The sequence below is a fragment of the Pseudomonas sp. YNh genome (genome assembly GCF_037993085.1).
Classification (GTDB): Bacteria; Pseudomonadota; Gammaproteobacteria; order Pseudomonadales; family Pseudomonadaceae; genus Aquipseudomonas; species Aquipseudomonas putida.
Genome location: NZ_JBBMRJ010000024.1, coordinates 1 through 15,751, shown reverse-complemented (window position 1 = coordinate 15,751; position 15,751 = coordinate 1). Strand labels below are relative to the sequence as shown.

Annotated in this window: 14 protein-coding genes; 10 read left to right on the top strand and 4 right to left on the bottom strand. The window is 56.6% G+C overall.

The genetic code is table 11. The annotated features are described in order from the left end of the window. The first annotated feature begins 21 nt into the window (after window positions 1–21). Window positions 22–1,278: a gallate dioxygenase gene (locus tag WF331_RS21465; RefSeq protein ID WP_284362360.1), complete on the top strand. Its 1,257-nt coding sequence runs from the start codon at window positions 22–24 to the stop codon at window positions 1,276–1,278. A gap of 32 nt (window positions 1,279–1,310) precedes the next feature. On the opposite strand, the gene WF331_RS21460 is transcribed toward WF331_RS21465, so the two are convergent. Beyond that, a complete protein-coding gene (locus WF331_RS21460; RefSeq protein ID WP_284362453.1) occupies window positions 1,311–2,516 on the bottom strand; it encodes a LysR family transcriptional regulator in 1,206 nt (401 codons plus the stop codon). A 154-nt stretch (window positions 2,517–2,670) separates the two neighbouring features. Here WF331_RS21460 and galB point away from each other — a divergent pair, with 154 nt between their 5' ends. Genes galB through WF331_RS21445 form a run of 3 tightly spaced genes read left to right on the top strand, consistent with a single transcriptional unit; the run spans window position 2,671 to window position 5,200 of the window. Continuing rightward, complete coding sequence (gene galB, locus WF331_RS21455; RefSeq protein WP_241801225.1) at window positions 2,671–3,405, top strand: 4-oxalmesaconate hydratase; 735 nt, start codon at window positions 2,671–2,673, stop codon at window positions 3,403–3,405. Next, a complete protein-coding gene (locus WF331_RS21450; protein WP_284362356.1) occupies window positions 3,402–4,118 on the top strand; it encodes a 4-carboxy-4-hydroxy-2-oxoadipate aldolase/oxaloacetate decarboxylase in 717 nt (238 codons plus the stop codon). Before galB ends, WF331_RS21450 begins: the two co-directional genes overlap by 4 nt. Window positions 4,119–4,120: 2 nt before the next feature. Then, entirely contained in the window at window positions 4,121–5,200 is a 1,080-nt protein-coding gene (locus tag WF331_RS21445) for a 4-oxalomesaconate tautomerase (RefSeq protein ID WP_340623269.1), read from the top strand. Between the two features lie 265 nt (window positions 5,201–5,465). On the opposite strand, the gene WF331_RS21440 is transcribed toward WF331_RS21445, so the two are convergent. The 3 genes from WF331_RS21440 to araD1 form a co-directional block, all read right to left on the bottom strand. Then, entirely contained in the window at window positions 5,466–7,019 is a 1,554-nt protein-coding gene (locus tag WF331_RS21440) for a UxaA family hydrolase (RefSeq protein ID WP_340623268.1), read from the bottom strand. Between the two features lie 27 nt (window positions 7,020–7,046). Continuing rightward, window positions 7,047–8,372 (bottom strand): MFS transporter, encoded by a 1,326-nt coding sequence (locus tag WF331_RS21435; RefSeq protein ID WP_016499711.1) that lies wholly within the window; start codon window positions 8,370–8,372, stop codon window positions 7,047–7,049. A 64-nt stretch (window positions 8,373–8,436) separates the two neighbouring features. Beyond that, window positions 8,437–9,435, bottom strand: a complete 999-nt coding sequence (gene araD1, locus WF331_RS21430; RefSeq protein ID WP_016499710.1) for an AraD1 family protein — start codon at window positions 9,433–9,435, stop codon at window positions 8,437–8,439. Window positions 9,436–9,546: 111 nt separating this feature from the next. Between araD1 and WF331_RS21425 the strand changes: the two genes are divergently transcribed. The 6 genes from WF331_RS21425 to WF331_RS21400 form a co-directional block, all read left to right on the top strand. Next, window positions 9,547–10,464 carry a LysR family transcriptional regulator gene (locus tag WF331_RS21425; protein ID WP_284362346.1) on the top strand — a complete coding sequence of 306 codons (918 nt, stop codon included), beginning with the start codon at window positions 9,547–9,549 and terminating at the stop codon, window positions 10,462–10,464. 287 nt (window positions 10,465–10,751) lie between these two features. Next, window positions 10,752–11,294 (top strand): hypothetical protein, encoded by a 543-nt coding sequence (locus tag WF331_RS21420; RefSeq protein WP_196185124.1) that lies wholly within the window; start codon window positions 10,752–10,754, stop codon window positions 11,292–11,294. A 64-nt stretch (window positions 11,295–11,358) separates the two neighbouring features. Beyond that, the gene (locus WF331_RS21415; protein WP_232877723.1) at window positions 11,359–13,221 is read left to right on the top strand and encodes a hypothetical protein; all 1,863 of its coding nucleotides are present in this window, start codon (window positions 11,359–11,361) and stop codon (window positions 13,219–13,221) included. Next, window positions 13,214–14,140 carry a TniB family NTP-binding protein gene (locus WF331_RS21410; RefSeq protein ID WP_196185116.1) on the top strand — a complete coding sequence of 309 codons (927 nt, stop codon included), beginning with the start codon at window positions 13,214–13,216 and terminating at the stop codon, window positions 14,138–14,140. The genes WF331_RS21415 and WF331_RS21410 overlap by 8 nt, the downstream gene beginning before the upstream one ends. Window positions 14,141–14,208: 68 nt before the next feature. Next, window positions 14,209–14,973, top strand: a complete 765-nt coding sequence (locus tag WF331_RS21405) for an ATP-binding protein (RefSeq protein ID WP_269807032.1) — start codon at window positions 14,209–14,211, stop codon at window positions 14,971–14,973. Between the two features lie 42 nt (window positions 14,974–15,015). Next, on the top strand, window positions 15,016–15,751 hold a 736-nt coding region (locus tag WF331_RS21400), incomplete at its 3' end, for a TniQ family protein (RefSeq protein WP_340623267.1).

The following is a 15,751-nucleotide window of genomic DNA, read 5'->3' as shown; positions in this document are numbered from 1 at the left end:
ATTCAAGTAAAGGAACATTCCATGGCACGTATCATCGGCGGCCTCGCCGTCTCTCATACACCCACTATCGGTTTCGCGGTCGACCACGACAAGCAGCAAGATGCGGCTTGGGCCCCCATCTTTGAAGGGTTCGAGCCAATCAAGGCCTGGCTCGATGAGAAAAAGCCCGACGTGCTCTTCTATATCTTCAACGATCACGTGACATCGTTCTTCTTCGACCATTACGGTGCTTTTACCCTTGGCGTCGACGAGCGTTATGAGGTTGCAGACGAGGGCGGCAACCCTCGCGATCTGCCCGCGGTGAATGGCCATGCGGCACTGTCCCGGCACATCGGCGAAAGCCTGGTGGCCGATGAATTCGACATGGGTTTTTTCCGTGACAAGCCGCTTGATCACGGGTTTTTCTCACCCATGTCTGCGTTGCTTGCCTGCGACGACGGCTGGCCGGTAGAAATTGTTCCGCTACAGGTAGGCGTGCTGCAATTCCCCATTCCGAGTGCCCGTCGCTGCTACAAGCTGGGGCAGGCGCTGCGCCGGGCGATTGAAAGTTACCCAGAGGATTTCAAGGTGGCCATCGTGGCGACAGGTGGGGTTTCTCACCAGGTCCATGGCGAGCGCTGCGGGTTCAACAACCCCGATTGGGATGCGCAGTTCCTGGATCTGCTGGTCCATGACCCGCTGCGCCTCACGGAAATGACCCTGGCCGAATTCGCTACGTTAGGCGGGCTGGAAGGGGCAGAGGTGATCACCTGGTTGATCATGCGAGGTGCGCTGTCATCCAACGTGAAGAAGCTGCACCAGGACTACTACCTGCCGTCGATGACAGGTATTGCAACGCTGCTGCTGGAGAATGGGGATCGGCCAGTGCCCGTCGAAACCACTGCCCGGCACCTCAAGCACATGCGGCACCAGCTAGACGGCATCGACAAACTCGAAGGGACTTACCCGTTCACGCTGGAGCGAAGCGCCAAGGGCTACCGCCTGAACAAGTTTCTGCACCGCATGATCGAACCTGACTGGCGCCGTCGCTTTCTTGAAACGCCAGAGGCGCTTTTTGAGGAGGCGGGTTTGAGCGAAGAAGAATGCGACCTGTTACGCCGCCGTGACTGGCGAGGGCTGATCCAGTATGGCGCAATCTTCTTCGTACTGGAAAAGCTTGCTGCGGTAGTGGGGGTGCCAAACCTGCAGGTGTACGCGGCGATGCGTGGGCAGAGCCTGGAAGACTTCATGAAGACGCGCAACCAGCAGGTGCTGTATTCGGTGGCCGGCAAGCGATAACCGAAATCGCCGGCGCGCTTACAGCAATTTCTCTAGACGGTTGCCTGCTCGCCCGTCACTGCGCGGATCATGTCCATCAGAGCCTGCGCTACTGGCGAGTGCAGGCAGCCGTTTCGGTATGTCAGCCCTATGGCGCGGGAAGTCTGTTTCAACTCGACAGGCAAGACACATAACTCGCCAGAGGCTATTTCTTGCTCCAACTGGTGTGCGGAAACGGCTGCGATCATGTCGGAACGCAGCAACAAACCTCTGATGATGGCCATATCGGCGCTTTCCACCACCGGGTGTGGGCTGGCCATGCCCAGTGCAGTGAAACATCCATCCAGCATCTGCCGCGCGGGTGAACCGGCCCTTGGCAATACCCATTTTGCGGTTGAAAGCGCGCTGTAGTTCAGGCTTTTCGCGAGTGGGTGGTGTTGCCGGGCCACAAGCACCATTTCTTCGGACATCAACTTCTCTCCTGTAAGGTCACTTGCGTAAGCCGCACTGCGCAACGCACCGAAGATGAAGTCCACATCGCCTGCGCGCAACTCGGTGGCCAGCAGGTCGAAAGGGCTTTCGTTGGTAATCACCTGGATATGGGGGTGGGCGGCCATCAGGCGCACGATGGCCGCAGGCAAGATTCGCGTGCGGCCCAGGGGCAGGGCGCCCACATGCACTGCGCCTTGCAATTGGCCTTGAAGGGCTGAGATGTCTGTTTCCATGTGGCGCAGTTCATTGAGTGCACGCCGGATAGGGAACAGTATTTCGTGGCTCGTGCGGGTAGGTTGCAGGCCTCGAGGGGTTCGCTCGAACAACGTCTGCCCACAGCCGCTCTCCATGACCTTGAGCGTTGAGCTGATGGCCGGCTGAGTCAAGCCCATGAGGTTCGCAACGGTCTGCATGTGATGCGTCTCGCAGAGGCTCACGAAAATTTGCAGCCGCTTGACCTGGAACAGGTACAGCGGCTCCACGGGCTGCTTGTCTGCCGGGGCAAGCAGCCGAGGGACAGTACCGAGCTCCTCCAGCACCCTGCGCGCCCGCGGCAGCACGCGCTCACCATAGCCGGTGAGGCGCATGCCATTGGTGTGACGCTCGAACAGAGGCGCATTCAAGCGGGCCTCCAGCTCGGAGATCGAGCGTGTAACCACTGATTGCGCGCGGTACAGCGCTGATGAAGCTTTGGAAACACTCCCGAGCTCCGCAACGCGCACAAATGCCCGCACGTGCATCAAGCCTGGCAGCTCTCTGGTTTCCATTGCGACAGTCAACTTTCTGCTTGAGGTGCGTTGACTATGCCGATCCGGGACGAGGAGGGCAATAAGGAAAACGCATACCCCATACACCCGAACGCATTACTGCTTCAGTCAGACCGAATGCGAAGCTGTGCCTATCGAAACAGGAGCACTCGCAATGACAGGATCTCAACAAAACGCATTGGTTGTCAGCGCCCATTCTGCCGATTTTGTATGGCGTGCAGGTGGCGCTATCGCGTTGCACGCCCAGCAGGGTTACAACGTGCACATCGTTTGCCTGTCCTACGGCGAGCGGGGCGAGTCTGCAAAGCTTTGGCGAAAGGGCGACATGAGTGAGGGCAAGGTGAAAGCTGCTCGCCAGGAGGAGGCGATGGCTGCAGCCGAAATACTTGGCGCAAGTGTGGAGTTTTTCGACGTTGGGGATTACCCCATGCGGGCTGACAAGGACACGCTGTTCCGCCTGGCCGATGTCATGCGCCGCGTCCAGCCGGCTTTCGTACTCAGCCACTCGCTGAAGGACCCGTACAACTACGACCATCCGCTGGCAATGAACCTCACTCAGGAAGCGAGGATCATCGCCCAGGCAGAAGGTTACCGACCGGGCGAAAAAATTGTCGGGGCACCCCCGGTCTATGCCTTTGAGCCGCATCAGCCGGAACAGTGTGAGTGGCGCCCGGATGTGTTCCTGGACATCACCGATGTATGGGACAAGAAATACGCTGCGATCCAATGCATGGCCGGGCAGGAACACCTGTGGGAGTACTACACACGTGTCGCCCTGCAGCGTGGTGTACAGGCCAAGCGCAACGTTGGCATCACCTGCGCCCGCAACATTGTCTACGCCGAGGGCTACCAGAGCACCTTCCCGCGCGTGACGGAGAACCTGGCATGAGTACGCTCGTGGGAAAAACCGGCGTTGTCCTTCGCAACATCGAACGAGCGCGCGCGGGCCTGGTGGACGAACTGGCGGCGTACGGTGTTGCCACCATCCACGAGGCACAAGGGCGCAAAGGGTTGCTGGCGCCCTCGATATCGGCGATTCAGCAGGGCACTTCTGTCAGCGGCTCTGCCGTCACTGTGCTGGTGGCGCCCGGGGATAACTGGATGTTCCACGTTGCTGTTGAACAATGCCGTCCTGGCGATGTGCTGGTAGTGGCACCCAGCTCTCCCTGTACCGACGGCTACTTTGGTGACCTGCTCGCAACCTCGCTCAAGGCGCATGGTGTGCGTGCGCTGGTGATCGATGCCGGGGTGCGCGATACCCGCACCCTACGGCAAATAGGCTTCCCTGTATGGTCACGGGCGGTCAGCGCGCAAGGCACCATCAAGGAAACGCTAGGTTCGGTGAATCTACCGATCATTTGCGGCGGGCAGCTGGTCAACCCCGGTGACGTGGTCGTGGCAGATGATGACGGTGTGGTGATTGTGCGTCGCGATGAGGTGACGCAGGTGCTGGAGGCGACGCGTCGGCGTGCTGATCTGGAAGAGCAGAAGGCGTTGCGCCTGGCCAGCGGCGAACTCGGTCTGGACATCTACAACATGCGTCCCCGCTTGGCCGAGAAGGGGTTACGGTACATCGACAGCCTGGATGAACTGGGAGAGTAGACATGGCCCAGACACGCATTCCCTGCCTGTTGATGCGCGGCGGCACCTCCAAGGCTGCATGCTTTCTGGATAGCGACTTGCCAGACCAGGGCGAGCTGCGCGATCGGGTGCTGTTGGCCGCCATGGGCTCACCTGACAGTCGCCAGATCGACGGGGTAGGTGGCGCAAACCCGCTCACCAGCAAGGTCGCGATCATCAAGGCGTCACGCCGGCCCGACGCTGATGTGGATTATCTGTTCGCACAGGTGATCGTTGATGAGCCGCGTGTCGACTATGGCCAGAACTGCGGCAATGTCCTTGCTGCTGTCGGCCCCTTTGCAATCGAGCGCGGGCTGGTCACCTCGGCGGGGGAGGTCACGCCCGTTCGCATTTACATGGAGAACACCGGGCAAATGGCAGTTGCGTACGTGCGCACGCGCGACGGCTGCGTCGACTATACCGGCGATGTGAAGATTGATGGCGTGCCGGGAGCCGGCGCACCGTTGATAATTGAATTCCAGGACATTGCCGGCTCCAGTTGTGGTGCGTTGCTGCCGACAGGCAACACGCAGGATGTGTTCGATGGCATCGCGGTCACCTGCATCGACAACGGTATGCCTGTGGTACTGATGCGCGCTGAGGCATTGGGCTGTAGCGGTTACGAGAGCCCGCAACAGCTGGAGGCCGATTCGGCGTTGAGAGGGCGGCTGGAAAGTATCCGACGGCAGGCCGGCCTGGCCATGAATCTTGGCGATGTCAGCCAGCGCAATGTGCCCAAGATGTGCCTGGTGTCCGCTGCTGCCTCGGGAGGTACGCTGAACACGCGTACCTTCATTCCTCATCGCTGCCATACCAGCATTGGCGTGTTCGGCGCTGTCAGCGTGGCGACGGCTTGCACGCTACCGGAGACGGTTGCTTCGCAAATTGCTGGCGTAGCACTTCAGGACCGCATGCGTTTGTCGATCGAGCATCCCACCGGAGAGTTCACGGTTGAAGCAACTCTTCAGAAGGGAGAGCTTCTGGGTTGCGGGTTGGTACGGACTTCCAGGGTTCTGTTTGACGGGGTCGTGTGTATTGCGCGGTCGCTTTGGGAAGGACGGTAGCCGCTCCCACAGGTAGCGCGTGACGCTGAAACTTGTGGTTTACCTGTGGGAGCGGGTTTGGTTGCAGGAACAACAGAGCCCAGGTGGAGGTATATCTGATTGTAATGCCCGCTGCCAAAATACGTAGGCAGCGGGCACGAGCCTGAAGCGATCTTTACTGAATCACGCCGTTATCAGGCGAGGCCTGGTTGCATTTGATCGACGCGATACCGTTGCAAAGGCCAATTGGCGTTTCATGCTGGCGCCATTGATGAAGGCTGGGGGATCAGGTGATGGCGCCGATCTGCCACGGCACGAACTCGTTCTGGCCGTAGCCATGCTGTTCGCTCTTGCTGCGCTCGCCCGAGGCGATGCTCAGCATCATCCGGTAGATGTGTTCGCCACGTTCTTCGATGGTCATGCTGCCGTCGGCAATGCCCCCGCAGTTGACGTCCATGTCCTCTTCCTGGGTTTCCCAAAGGCGTGTGTTGGTCGCCAGCTTGATTGAAGGCGAGGGTGCGCAGCCGTAGGCCGAGCCGCGGCCAGTGGTAAAGGCGATGAGGGTGGCGCCGCCGGCGACCTGGCCCGTGGCGGAAATCGGGTCGTAGCCGGGCGTGTCCATGAACACCAGGCCGTGGGCGCGCACCGGTTCGGCGTACTCGTAAACATCCATCAGGTCACTGGAACCGGCCTTGGCCACGGCACCCAGGGACTTTTCAAGGATGGTGGTGAGGCCGCCGGCCTTGTTGCCCGCCGAAGGGTTGTTGTTCAGCTCGGCGCCCATCCGCTGGCAGTAGGCCTCCCACCACTGGATGCGGGCGACCAGCTTCTCGCCCACCTGCTGGCTGACCGCACGGCGCGTCAACAGGTGTTCGGCACCGTAGATTTCCGGGGTTTCCGAGAGGATTGCAGTGCCGCCAGCTGCCACCAGGCGGTCGACAGCATTGCCCAGTGCCGGGTTGGCGGTGATCCCCGAATAGCCGTCCGAGCCCCCGCACTGCAGGCCCACCGTGAGGTGGCGGACGCTGACCGGCTGGCGTTCGACCTGGTTGGCTTCGGCCAGCAGCGACTTGACCTGGGCGATGCCGCTGGCAATGGTCTTGGACGTGCCGCCGGTGCCCTGGATGGTGAACGTGCGCAGTGCGTGGCTGCTTTGCAGGCCCTGGGCCGCCAGCAGGTCGGGAATCTGGTTGGTCTCGCAGCCCAGGCCGATCAACAGCACCGAAGCGAAGTTGGCATGCACGGCATAGCCGCCGAGGGTGCGGCGCAGCATCGCCAGCGCCTCGCCACCGGGGTCGACCGCGCAACCGACGCCGTGGGTGAGGGCGACCACGCCATCGACGTTGGGGTAGGGCGCCAACGCCTCGGGGTGGATGTCGCGGCGAAAGTGGTCAGCGATCGCCCGCGCGACCGTGGCCGAACAGTTCACCGAGGTGAGGATGCCGATGTAGTTGCGTGTGGCGACCCGGCCATCGGCGCGCACGATTCCCATGAAGGTATCGTCGTTGGGCGCCTGCTGGCCTTTGGCATCGACGCCGAAGGCGTAGTCGCGGGCAAATTCGCCCATCGCCAGGTTGTGCACGTGCACATGTTCGCCTGCGGCGATCGCCTGGCTCGCGAAACCGATGATCTGCCCATAGCGGCGCAGGGCCTGGCCTGCGCTAAGCGCGCGGGCAGCCACCTTGTGGCCCGCCGGGATCGGCTCGCGCACCACGATGCCCTCGTCCAGCAACAGGCCTTCGGTCAGCGGCTGGCGTGCCACCAGCACATCGTCCAGTGGGTTGAGTCGGATCACGGCGTTGGCAGCGCTTGCACTGCCTGTTGTTGTAATGAGTTGCATGGTGTTCACCTCAATAGGGCGCGTGGCTCAGGCCAGCCCGCGCTCGCGGTAGTCGATCAGGCCAGAGAACAGCATCAGGCCGAAGGCCATGACCACGAAGAAGATCAGGGCCAGGAAATAGGAACCGGTGAACTGCACGATCAGGCCAATGAGGATCGGCACCAGTACGCCCACCATGTTGCCGCAGAAGTTCATGCTGCCGCCTAGCACGCCAGCTTTGGACTTGCCACCGAGGATCGCCGGCAGGCACCAGTACATGCCGCACCACCGGATGAAGAACAGCGCCACGCAGAGCAGGGCGATGACCAGGCCGGCATCCGGGGTGTAGGCCACCAGCAGGATGCACAGGGCGGCGACTGCAGCAGAGCCGGCGAACATGCTGCGCATGACGGTATTCGGCTGGCCGCCTTTTGCTTTCCACTTGTCGGAGATCCAGCCGCCAATCAGTTCACCAATGAAGCCACACATGAAGATCAGGAAAGTCGCACCGCCCATCGCCTTGATATCCAGGTTGTGTGCCTGGTGCAGGTAGCTGGGCATCCAGGTCAGCAGCCCGTAGAACACGCTGTTGTAGCAGGCATAGCCAGCAAACATGCACAGTACCGAACGGCTCTTGAGCAACTCCTTGAGCACCGCCTTGCGGTTGCCGTTGGCCTTGCTCGCGGCGTCGTTGGCCTGGGTGATGTAAGCCAGTTCAGCGGCGTTGACTTGCGGGTGCTCGCTGGGGTGGTTGCGGATGTACCACCAGGCCCAGATACCGGCGGCCACCGTGCCGACCCCGGCGACGATAAAGGCGATGCGCCAAGAGTCGAACCAGGTAATCAGGCCCGCGATGATGATTGCGCCGAATGCGGTGCCCAGCGGCGCGCCGCCGTCGACCAGCGTGGCACCGCGGCCACGCTCGTTAGGCGTCAGCCAGGCACCATTGAGCTTTGCGCCGGCGGGCATGATCGGCGACTCGGCCACGCCAAGGCCAATGCGCGTGACCAGCAAGGTAATCCAGTTGTGAGCAAACCCGCCCAAGGCCTGGAAGGCACCCCAGCCGATGGTCGCGACGCCAATGATATTGCGCACCTGGAAACGGTCGAGTAACACACCGGCAGGAATCTGCATCAAGGCGTATGACCAGAAGAACGCGCTCAGGATCAAGCCTTCGAGCGCTGGAGTGAGTTCAAACTCGGCGGAAATCAACGGCAGCGCCACGGACAGCGAAGCGCGGTCGATGTAGTTGATCGCTGCCAGTAGCAGCAGGATCAGGAATATACGCCAGCGCACGGTGGTTGGCTTGGCGCTGTCGGTGTTGGCAGTCGCCAGGGCCGACGCGGGGGCCGGAGGGTAGGGGGTGTTGTTCATGCTCATCTCACTTTTGTGATTGTTATGAAATGCTGCGGCGGCGCGGCCCTGCGCCACCGTAGGGTCAGAGCGTCTTCACCGCGCCGGGTGAGATGGCCGCAGGCGTCTCGCTGATGCCGTTTCGCAGTGGGGCGCCGAACTCCGCCAGGCTGATTTCGAACACATCGCCCTCGACGGCCTTGACCTGGTCGGCAAACGACAGCGTTGCAGTACCGAAGAAGTGGATGTGCACATCACCGGGGCGCAGAAACTGGCTGTACTTGAAATGGTGGTACTCGAGATTCTCCAGCGAGTGGCACATGTTGTCCTCACCGCTGAGAAAATCCTTTTCCCAGATTACCCGGTCACCGCGCAGTATCCGGCTGGTGCCCTGCAGATGCCGTGGCAACTCGCCCACTCGCAGTTCGGGGCCGAATGAGCAATTACGCAGCTTGGAATGCGCCAGGTACAAGTAGCTACGCCGCTCCATCACGTGGTCGGAAAACTCGTTGCCGATGGCAAAGCCCAGCCGGTAAGGCAGGCCATCTTCACCGATCACGTACAGCCCAGCCAGTTCCGGTTCTTCACCCGCGTCCTCGGCAAAGGCGGGGGGCTGCAAGGCTTGCCCTGGGCGGACGACGATCGAGCCATCACCCTTGTAGAACCACTCTGGCTGCGCGCCGGCGCTACCTGCGGGGGGACGGCCACCTTCAATGCCCCACTGGAACATGCGCGCGGTGTCGGTGAGCGCCGCCCCATCATCGATTTTTTGTTGGTGCATCTTGTCGCGGGTGGAGGCACTGCCCAGGTGCGTGAGCCCGGTTCCGCTGATCAGACAGTGTGCCGGGTCTTCGTGGTCGAGCGGTGGAAGGACCCGACATTCACTCAAGGCAACGCTGTAGCGCTGCTCGGTGCTGTCCAGACCGCGTTCGAGCACCTCAGCGGCGAGACTGCGCTGGTTGCGGATGGCAGCGAGGGCCAGTTCTCGCAGATGCGTGGTGTGGCGCACAACCTGAATCAGGTCGCCTTCCACTACGCCGACATGGCGCTGGGCGGGTGCGGTTTCAAATTGGATCAGGCGCATGCTGGCTCCGGTTTGCTGTTGTGGGGAAGCACTTGCCAGCCACTTTAAATTTCCATGGCATTGCTGCCTAATGAGAGCTGCGGACTGCCCGATAACTTTTAGTGATCCCCTATGCTGCCATCATTAAGCTCCATGGCTTCGCGCCTTCGTTTACGCCAACTGCGCCTGTTGATCAGCCTTGACGAACTGGGCTCGATACACAAAGCCGCAGAGGCGATGTCGATCACCCAGCCTGGCGCCACCAAGGCGCTTAATGAAATTGAGTCGACCCTTGGCGCAGTACTGTTCGAGCGGACCAGCAAAGGGCTCGAAGCCAATGACCTGGGCCGCTGCGTGGTGCGTTATGCGCGGTTGATTGGCAATGACCTTGCGCACCTGCGTGAAGAGATGCTGGGCATTCTCCAAGGACATGGGGGACGTTTGTCGGTGGGCACCATCATGGGCGCCGTGCCGATCATGGTGGAAGGCCTGGCGCGTTTGCGCGAGAACCAACCGGACCTATCAGTATCGGTGGTAGAGGACACCAGTGACCGTTTGCTCAACCTGCTCGACCAAGGGCGTGTGGATGTGGTGATTTGCCGAACCAGCGTCAGCCCAAGGCCTGGAGCCTATGAGAGCCGGGTTAAACACCAGGAGCAGTTGGTGCTGGTGGCAAACCCGGCGCATCCGCTGGCAGCCTGCGCTGAATTGACGCTTGAGCAATTGGCGCACTCGCGTTGGGTGGTGTTCCCGGTGAACATGCCGATGCGTCTTACCCTTGAGCGCGAGTTTCGCGAGGCAGGCTTGAGCTTCCCGCAGTATCCCATCGAAACTTCGTCGACTTTCACGACGCTGTCCATGCTCATGCAAGATCGCGATCTGCTTGCGGTGATGCCGTGGGATGTCGCCAGGATGGCCCTGGACCACGGCATGCTGGTGCGTTTGCCGCTGCAACTCAAGTCGCGAAGCGAGCCTTACGAGGTGGTGACTCGAGTGGGTGTCGAGCTGAGTAAGCCTGCGCAGGTGCTGGTAGACATTCTGATGGACTAAACGCCTCGAGACAGATCGGACAGCGTGGTGCAAGTTAAGGCTGATTGTCCACGCGCCATGTTGAAGGAGGGGCCTTGCAAGCAACATCCAGTTTAAGGGGCAAGCGATACCAGCTGCAACTTTTCCATCTTCCTCGACTTTGCCATAAACTTCTGATTACAAGCACTTTTATTTTTGAATGATCGCTAATAACCGGCTTTGCAGTGTTGAAAAGCCGGTGATATGCGTGCAAAACAAGCCTTTTATCGCCGACCTCTCCGCCACATCCGATCCGGTGCTACACCATAGTGATCGCTATCTCGATCATGGTGAACGCCATGCTTCATGTAGGTGCCTTAGTAAAACAAGACCAGGACTCAGAGCTTTACCTCGTCAGGGGTGGCTTGAGCAGCGCTGATCGTGTCCGACTGCAGCGCTGGAGCGATGGCGCCGTGAGGAGTGTTTCACGTGATGGCCTGACTCTGCTTACCCCCGTCGAAGCGGCTCAAGCGCTGCGGTCAAAGGTACTGCAAGCGAACCGTCGTTATGCGTTACTCAATGACAATGCCAAAGCTTATAACCTAAGTTTTCAAGATGAAATTACATTGTATGTGGTGAACTATAAAAACGTCGCAGCTTTGCAATTCCGGGTGGATTTTATCCGGGAATTAGCGATTGCGATATCAGCAGCAGAGACTCTCGGGGCTCCGTACGTGTCTTATTATTTTGTGGTCATGAAAGTACAGCGCTTTCTCTTAATGGTGGGGCTAGAGCCACCCAGCATCTCGCTTGTCATGAGGCGGCTACGTTGCTACTCCAAAAGTATCTTGATGCAATCACTAAGTCAATAAGCATAATTTAGCCCTTACGGCATTTAGATGGCCTCTGATGGAAATTGCGGGAGAGAGGTATTGAATGAAATTTATCGATGGGGAAATCGTAAGCCTGCCAGATGACCCTACACAGCCCTACGTTGTGATCGAATCTTCGGCGAGCGGAGACAAGATTTTCCTAAAGGGCAGCACCGGCATTGAACGAGTAGTCGAAAGCAATGTTCCGCTCAAAATTGATCCTGGTACATTTGGCCCAATGCATCAGGCACAACTACATGATGCGGAAAAACAGCGCACGCTACCATTGCTGGAAAAGTTTGTCAGCGCAGAGCGCTTTACGCCTGAGCAAGAAGCAGAGGGCCAAAGGCGCGCAGTAATCATCCAAGAAATGGAAGCGGGGCTTTCCAGGGAGGCTGGAAGAGAAAAAATGGGGCTGCGACCTACAGCATTCAAGGACGTGCTGAAGCGATACGCTGAAGACCCTAGATGGCAATCGGTGGTGCCTCGTAAGCCAGGTAAAAAATCTGGAACACCGACGCATGATTCTGAGTTAGATTCCATCTTCATGCGCGCTTATGAACAAGCGTACAATAATGAAGGTGCGTATGAGGCTGCCGTCTACACGCGTTTTCTGACACTGTGTCACAACGATGGGGTAAAGCCATTCTCGAGAAGCACTGGACATCGCCTCTTTCTCTCGATTGATCCTCGCGAGCGGGACTTAAAAAAGTTCGGCCCTGATTACGTCAGCAAAAAGTATGGCGCGTTCCCGAGTTCCTATATGCCAGAGGCGCCGCTGAGGCGAACCCAAATTGATTCGAGTCCCGTTGATTGTATTGTGATTGATTCTGAAACGGGAAAAGAATTGGGGCGACCGTTTTTGACAGCTATGAGAGATGACTATTCTGGTGGGCATCTGGCATGCACCATCTCGTTTGTTCCTCCTAATAGTGCAACCATCGCCGCGACGATGTATCAGGCGTTTCTTCCCAAGAAAAAATTGTTGGCTGACTATGGTTTAAAGAGCAGTCATTGGATAATGTACGGAAAAGTTGTAGAGGTGCTGATGGATGGTGGGCCGGAGCATGCCAATAAAGCTGTAAAGTCCACTTGCCATAAATTCGGCATAAAAACTTCTTTTAGAGACAGGCCTCAGCAAGGTGGAGGAGTGGAAAATGAAATCAAGCTGCTCAATAAGAACTGCATCCAGCGTCTTGAGGGAAGCACGGGATCAGCACCTAGGCATGATAAATATTTTAATCCTGGAAAAAAGGCGGTGTACACATTAGAGCGGCTAACACAGTTGGTGTTTCTCGAAATTATCGCTCTTAACGACACAAAGAGTGACGTTGATGGCCTTAGCCCTAACATGCGGTGGGAGCGGTATTTTAACTCGCAAGAAGCTGGCATGAGATTACCGCCGTTGATGCTCGATGCTGAGTCGTTTCTTATTAATATGTTGCCAGGTGGCCGTGTGTTTGTACTGCCTGCTGGCATAAAGTACAAGGGAGTCATGTATGATCATGGGCCATGCAGGAGTCTTATTAACCGAAAAGTTAAAGTTTCCGTTCGGCGTAACCCTATGGATCTTCATCATTTATATGTGCTGCACAAAGATGAATGGCATATCGTTCTGGCGCAAAAAAAGAGCCGGGTGCCGCGTACTCAAATGGAACAGCAAGCCCGAAAACGATCTGGCGGCAAAGCCGGTGAGAAGACTGCTGAGGGACATGCTGCAAGCAATGAGCAACAGGAGTTGATGGAGCTAGGCAAGGCTGAAGGCAAGGCTCTGCGCAAGGCTCTGGAGAGCGTTAAGCAAGCTGAGCGTTCAGGTATCTTGCCAACCTACGATAAACCTACCGGCGAGAAAGCACAACGTGCACCGGAGACCAATCGCTTTGCTGACGTGAAGATTTTTGTCCCTGAGGATGATAGTGATGAATGATCTTAGTCCTTCTGCCATAGAGGTGTTAGATCTTCCACGCAAGGAGCGTGCTGCGGCGTGTATGCGCGATTCTTGGGTGGACTACCCAGCTGCGGTGCGCGCAACCAAGGCGATAAGGTCATTGATGACTATTCCTCGATCCGTTTACAACCCCGGCATGATGTTGATTGGTGATTTCGGAGCTGGGAAGACATCGCTTGTCAAGCAGTGGGCTGATGAAAGCTGGGCGCCTGGCAGCTCATGGCCTGGTCGTATAGTCTACGTAGATATGTCTGAAGACACCGATCAGCTGAATGTCCAAATAAGACTGATAGAGGAAATTGCGATCAAATGCGGACGGGCTGTAAGAACTGTAGCACAAGCACAACGCGCGATTCGTGAATTCAAAATCTTAGCTGTCGTAATTGATGAATTTGGTGAGACAGAAGTAGTGGTTAATGTTCAGCGTTGGAGGAAGAATCTTCTTTCGGTCAGAGGGATAGCAGGCCCACGCTGGGGCTTGAATATAATTCTAGTTGGCGTTGAAGATTTTCTTGATACAGTCAAGAATATTAAGTCCCTTAGAACTAGGTTTGCGAATTTCTGCATAAGGCTAAAGCCTTGGCAATTAAATGCGGAATTTGCGGCATTTCTCAAGGCATATATTCGTGAAAAGCCACTGAAAGAAATTTCTATCGTAAATAGTGACCATTTTTTAATGACGCTTGTTTATTTGAATCAGGAGGCATCGGGGAAGATTTCATTCGTAAATCTACGATCTGCGCTCTACTTGTTTAATTCAGCGTGCCGCCGTTCAGTGCTAAATGAAAAGGAGTATATTGACGAAACCGACCTCGTAGAGACCTATCAAGAGATGAGTGGTGTGGTTGTTAATCTTGATAGCTATAATGAGTGGAGCGCGAGTCAGTTTTCGAACTGATATGGATGTTTTTTCTAGTTGCTGCGGTGTTTTTTAATATGGATTGTCGGATTTTTAGGTGAATACCTATGCAGGAAGGACAGCCACAACCGTTACTGAAGTGCTTACCTCCGACCTGGCCTCGTTTTCGATGGCTCAAGGGTAGCGGCAATCAAGCAAGTTTAGAAGCTTGTTATCAATGGGCCTCAGCGGAGGGTCTAGAATCCCGGATTTTATGTGTTTCAGGTGAGTCGGGGTCGGGAATGACGACGCTGCTTTTCCAGCTTGAAAAGCAGCTACGCCGAAACAGTCAGCGTGTGCTTTCGCTTAGGGATGATACGGATGCGAATGAACGATTCATTTTGGCTCAACTCGTCGAAGAGTTGAGGCTTCCAAATGCTAGGAAATATGATTCGTTTAATTTTCTAGGTGGCGTCTACGAATATGTCTTAACGCTGCGCAAATATGCGTTTATCATAATTCATGATGTTGAGCGTTTTATGTCTTTTACACGACCTGTGACGCAAGCGAATTTTGATGCGATTTCTTTGCTTTTGAATTTGGTAATTGGTTGTCGAATAGTTATTGCGGGTGATTCTGAGGCGATTGAAAAGTATCTTAGTTATTTTTCTGGCTGCTGCCCTGGATTTGTTGGCCTCATTCCTATGTCGTTGGGGCTAGAATATACTGATTTTGTTCACAACGTCTGGAAGCGATACAATGGGCCCGATCTGCCGTCAACGGCAGTAGTTAAGGAAATTCACAATGCTACGGGAGGATTGGTCGGAACGACATTTACTTACCTGAGTATGCGTTCCGCCGAGCAAGCTATTGGGCCTTATGAAGGTTCTTAATATCTTCGATTCTTTTACTAAGCAATACATGGAGTGAATTTTATGACCGTTTTTTCAGGATTACCTAAGCCGTTCTACGATGAGACATTTTCGTCGTGGTTGCATCGTGTTGCGGATCAGCAATTTCTTGATCAAGAGCTCATGTTAGAGTGCATCAAAAAATTTGCTCCTGATGTCCAAGGCGATCATGACGCTCTCTACGCAAGTCCGGGTTTCGCTTCATGCTTCGCTGAGGAGCTTCGGGGAGGGATTCGGGATGCGTTTGTGCTTCCGGACGCGCCGCTGCTTCATTTCAAAACGAGCAACGTGTACTGCCCTAAGTGTTTACAGGAGGACATCGCAGCAGATCGTGCGCCAGGGTGGCGACGGTCTTGGCGCGTTCAGGCTGTCTGCGTTTGCCTGCTGCATGACCATCCTGTGTTGCTGAGCAGATTAGAGGAGCCACGGTTCAACGCAATCAACAAGCCTTGGCTAGCTTTTCAAGAGTACGTGAAAAGCCCTACTGCTCGCTTGCAAACAGACTTTGCCATTACGCAATCCTTTGCATCGACAGCCCCGCAAAAGAACAGGATTTTGCTCCATTTGGCTGCTAGGACGCAGCGTTGGTATTCGGAAGTCGTAAGCCTTGGGTTGGAGCCTCGGTTGTCGCTTAAGGCTGCTCGCTTCCTTATGTATTTCTGGCTGTGGGAAGACGCATACCGGCAAAATGTAAATGGATCGTGTCCCAGGAAGTGGTGTAACTCATCATGGCTCTGGCCACTGAGTTTGCCGTTTAGTT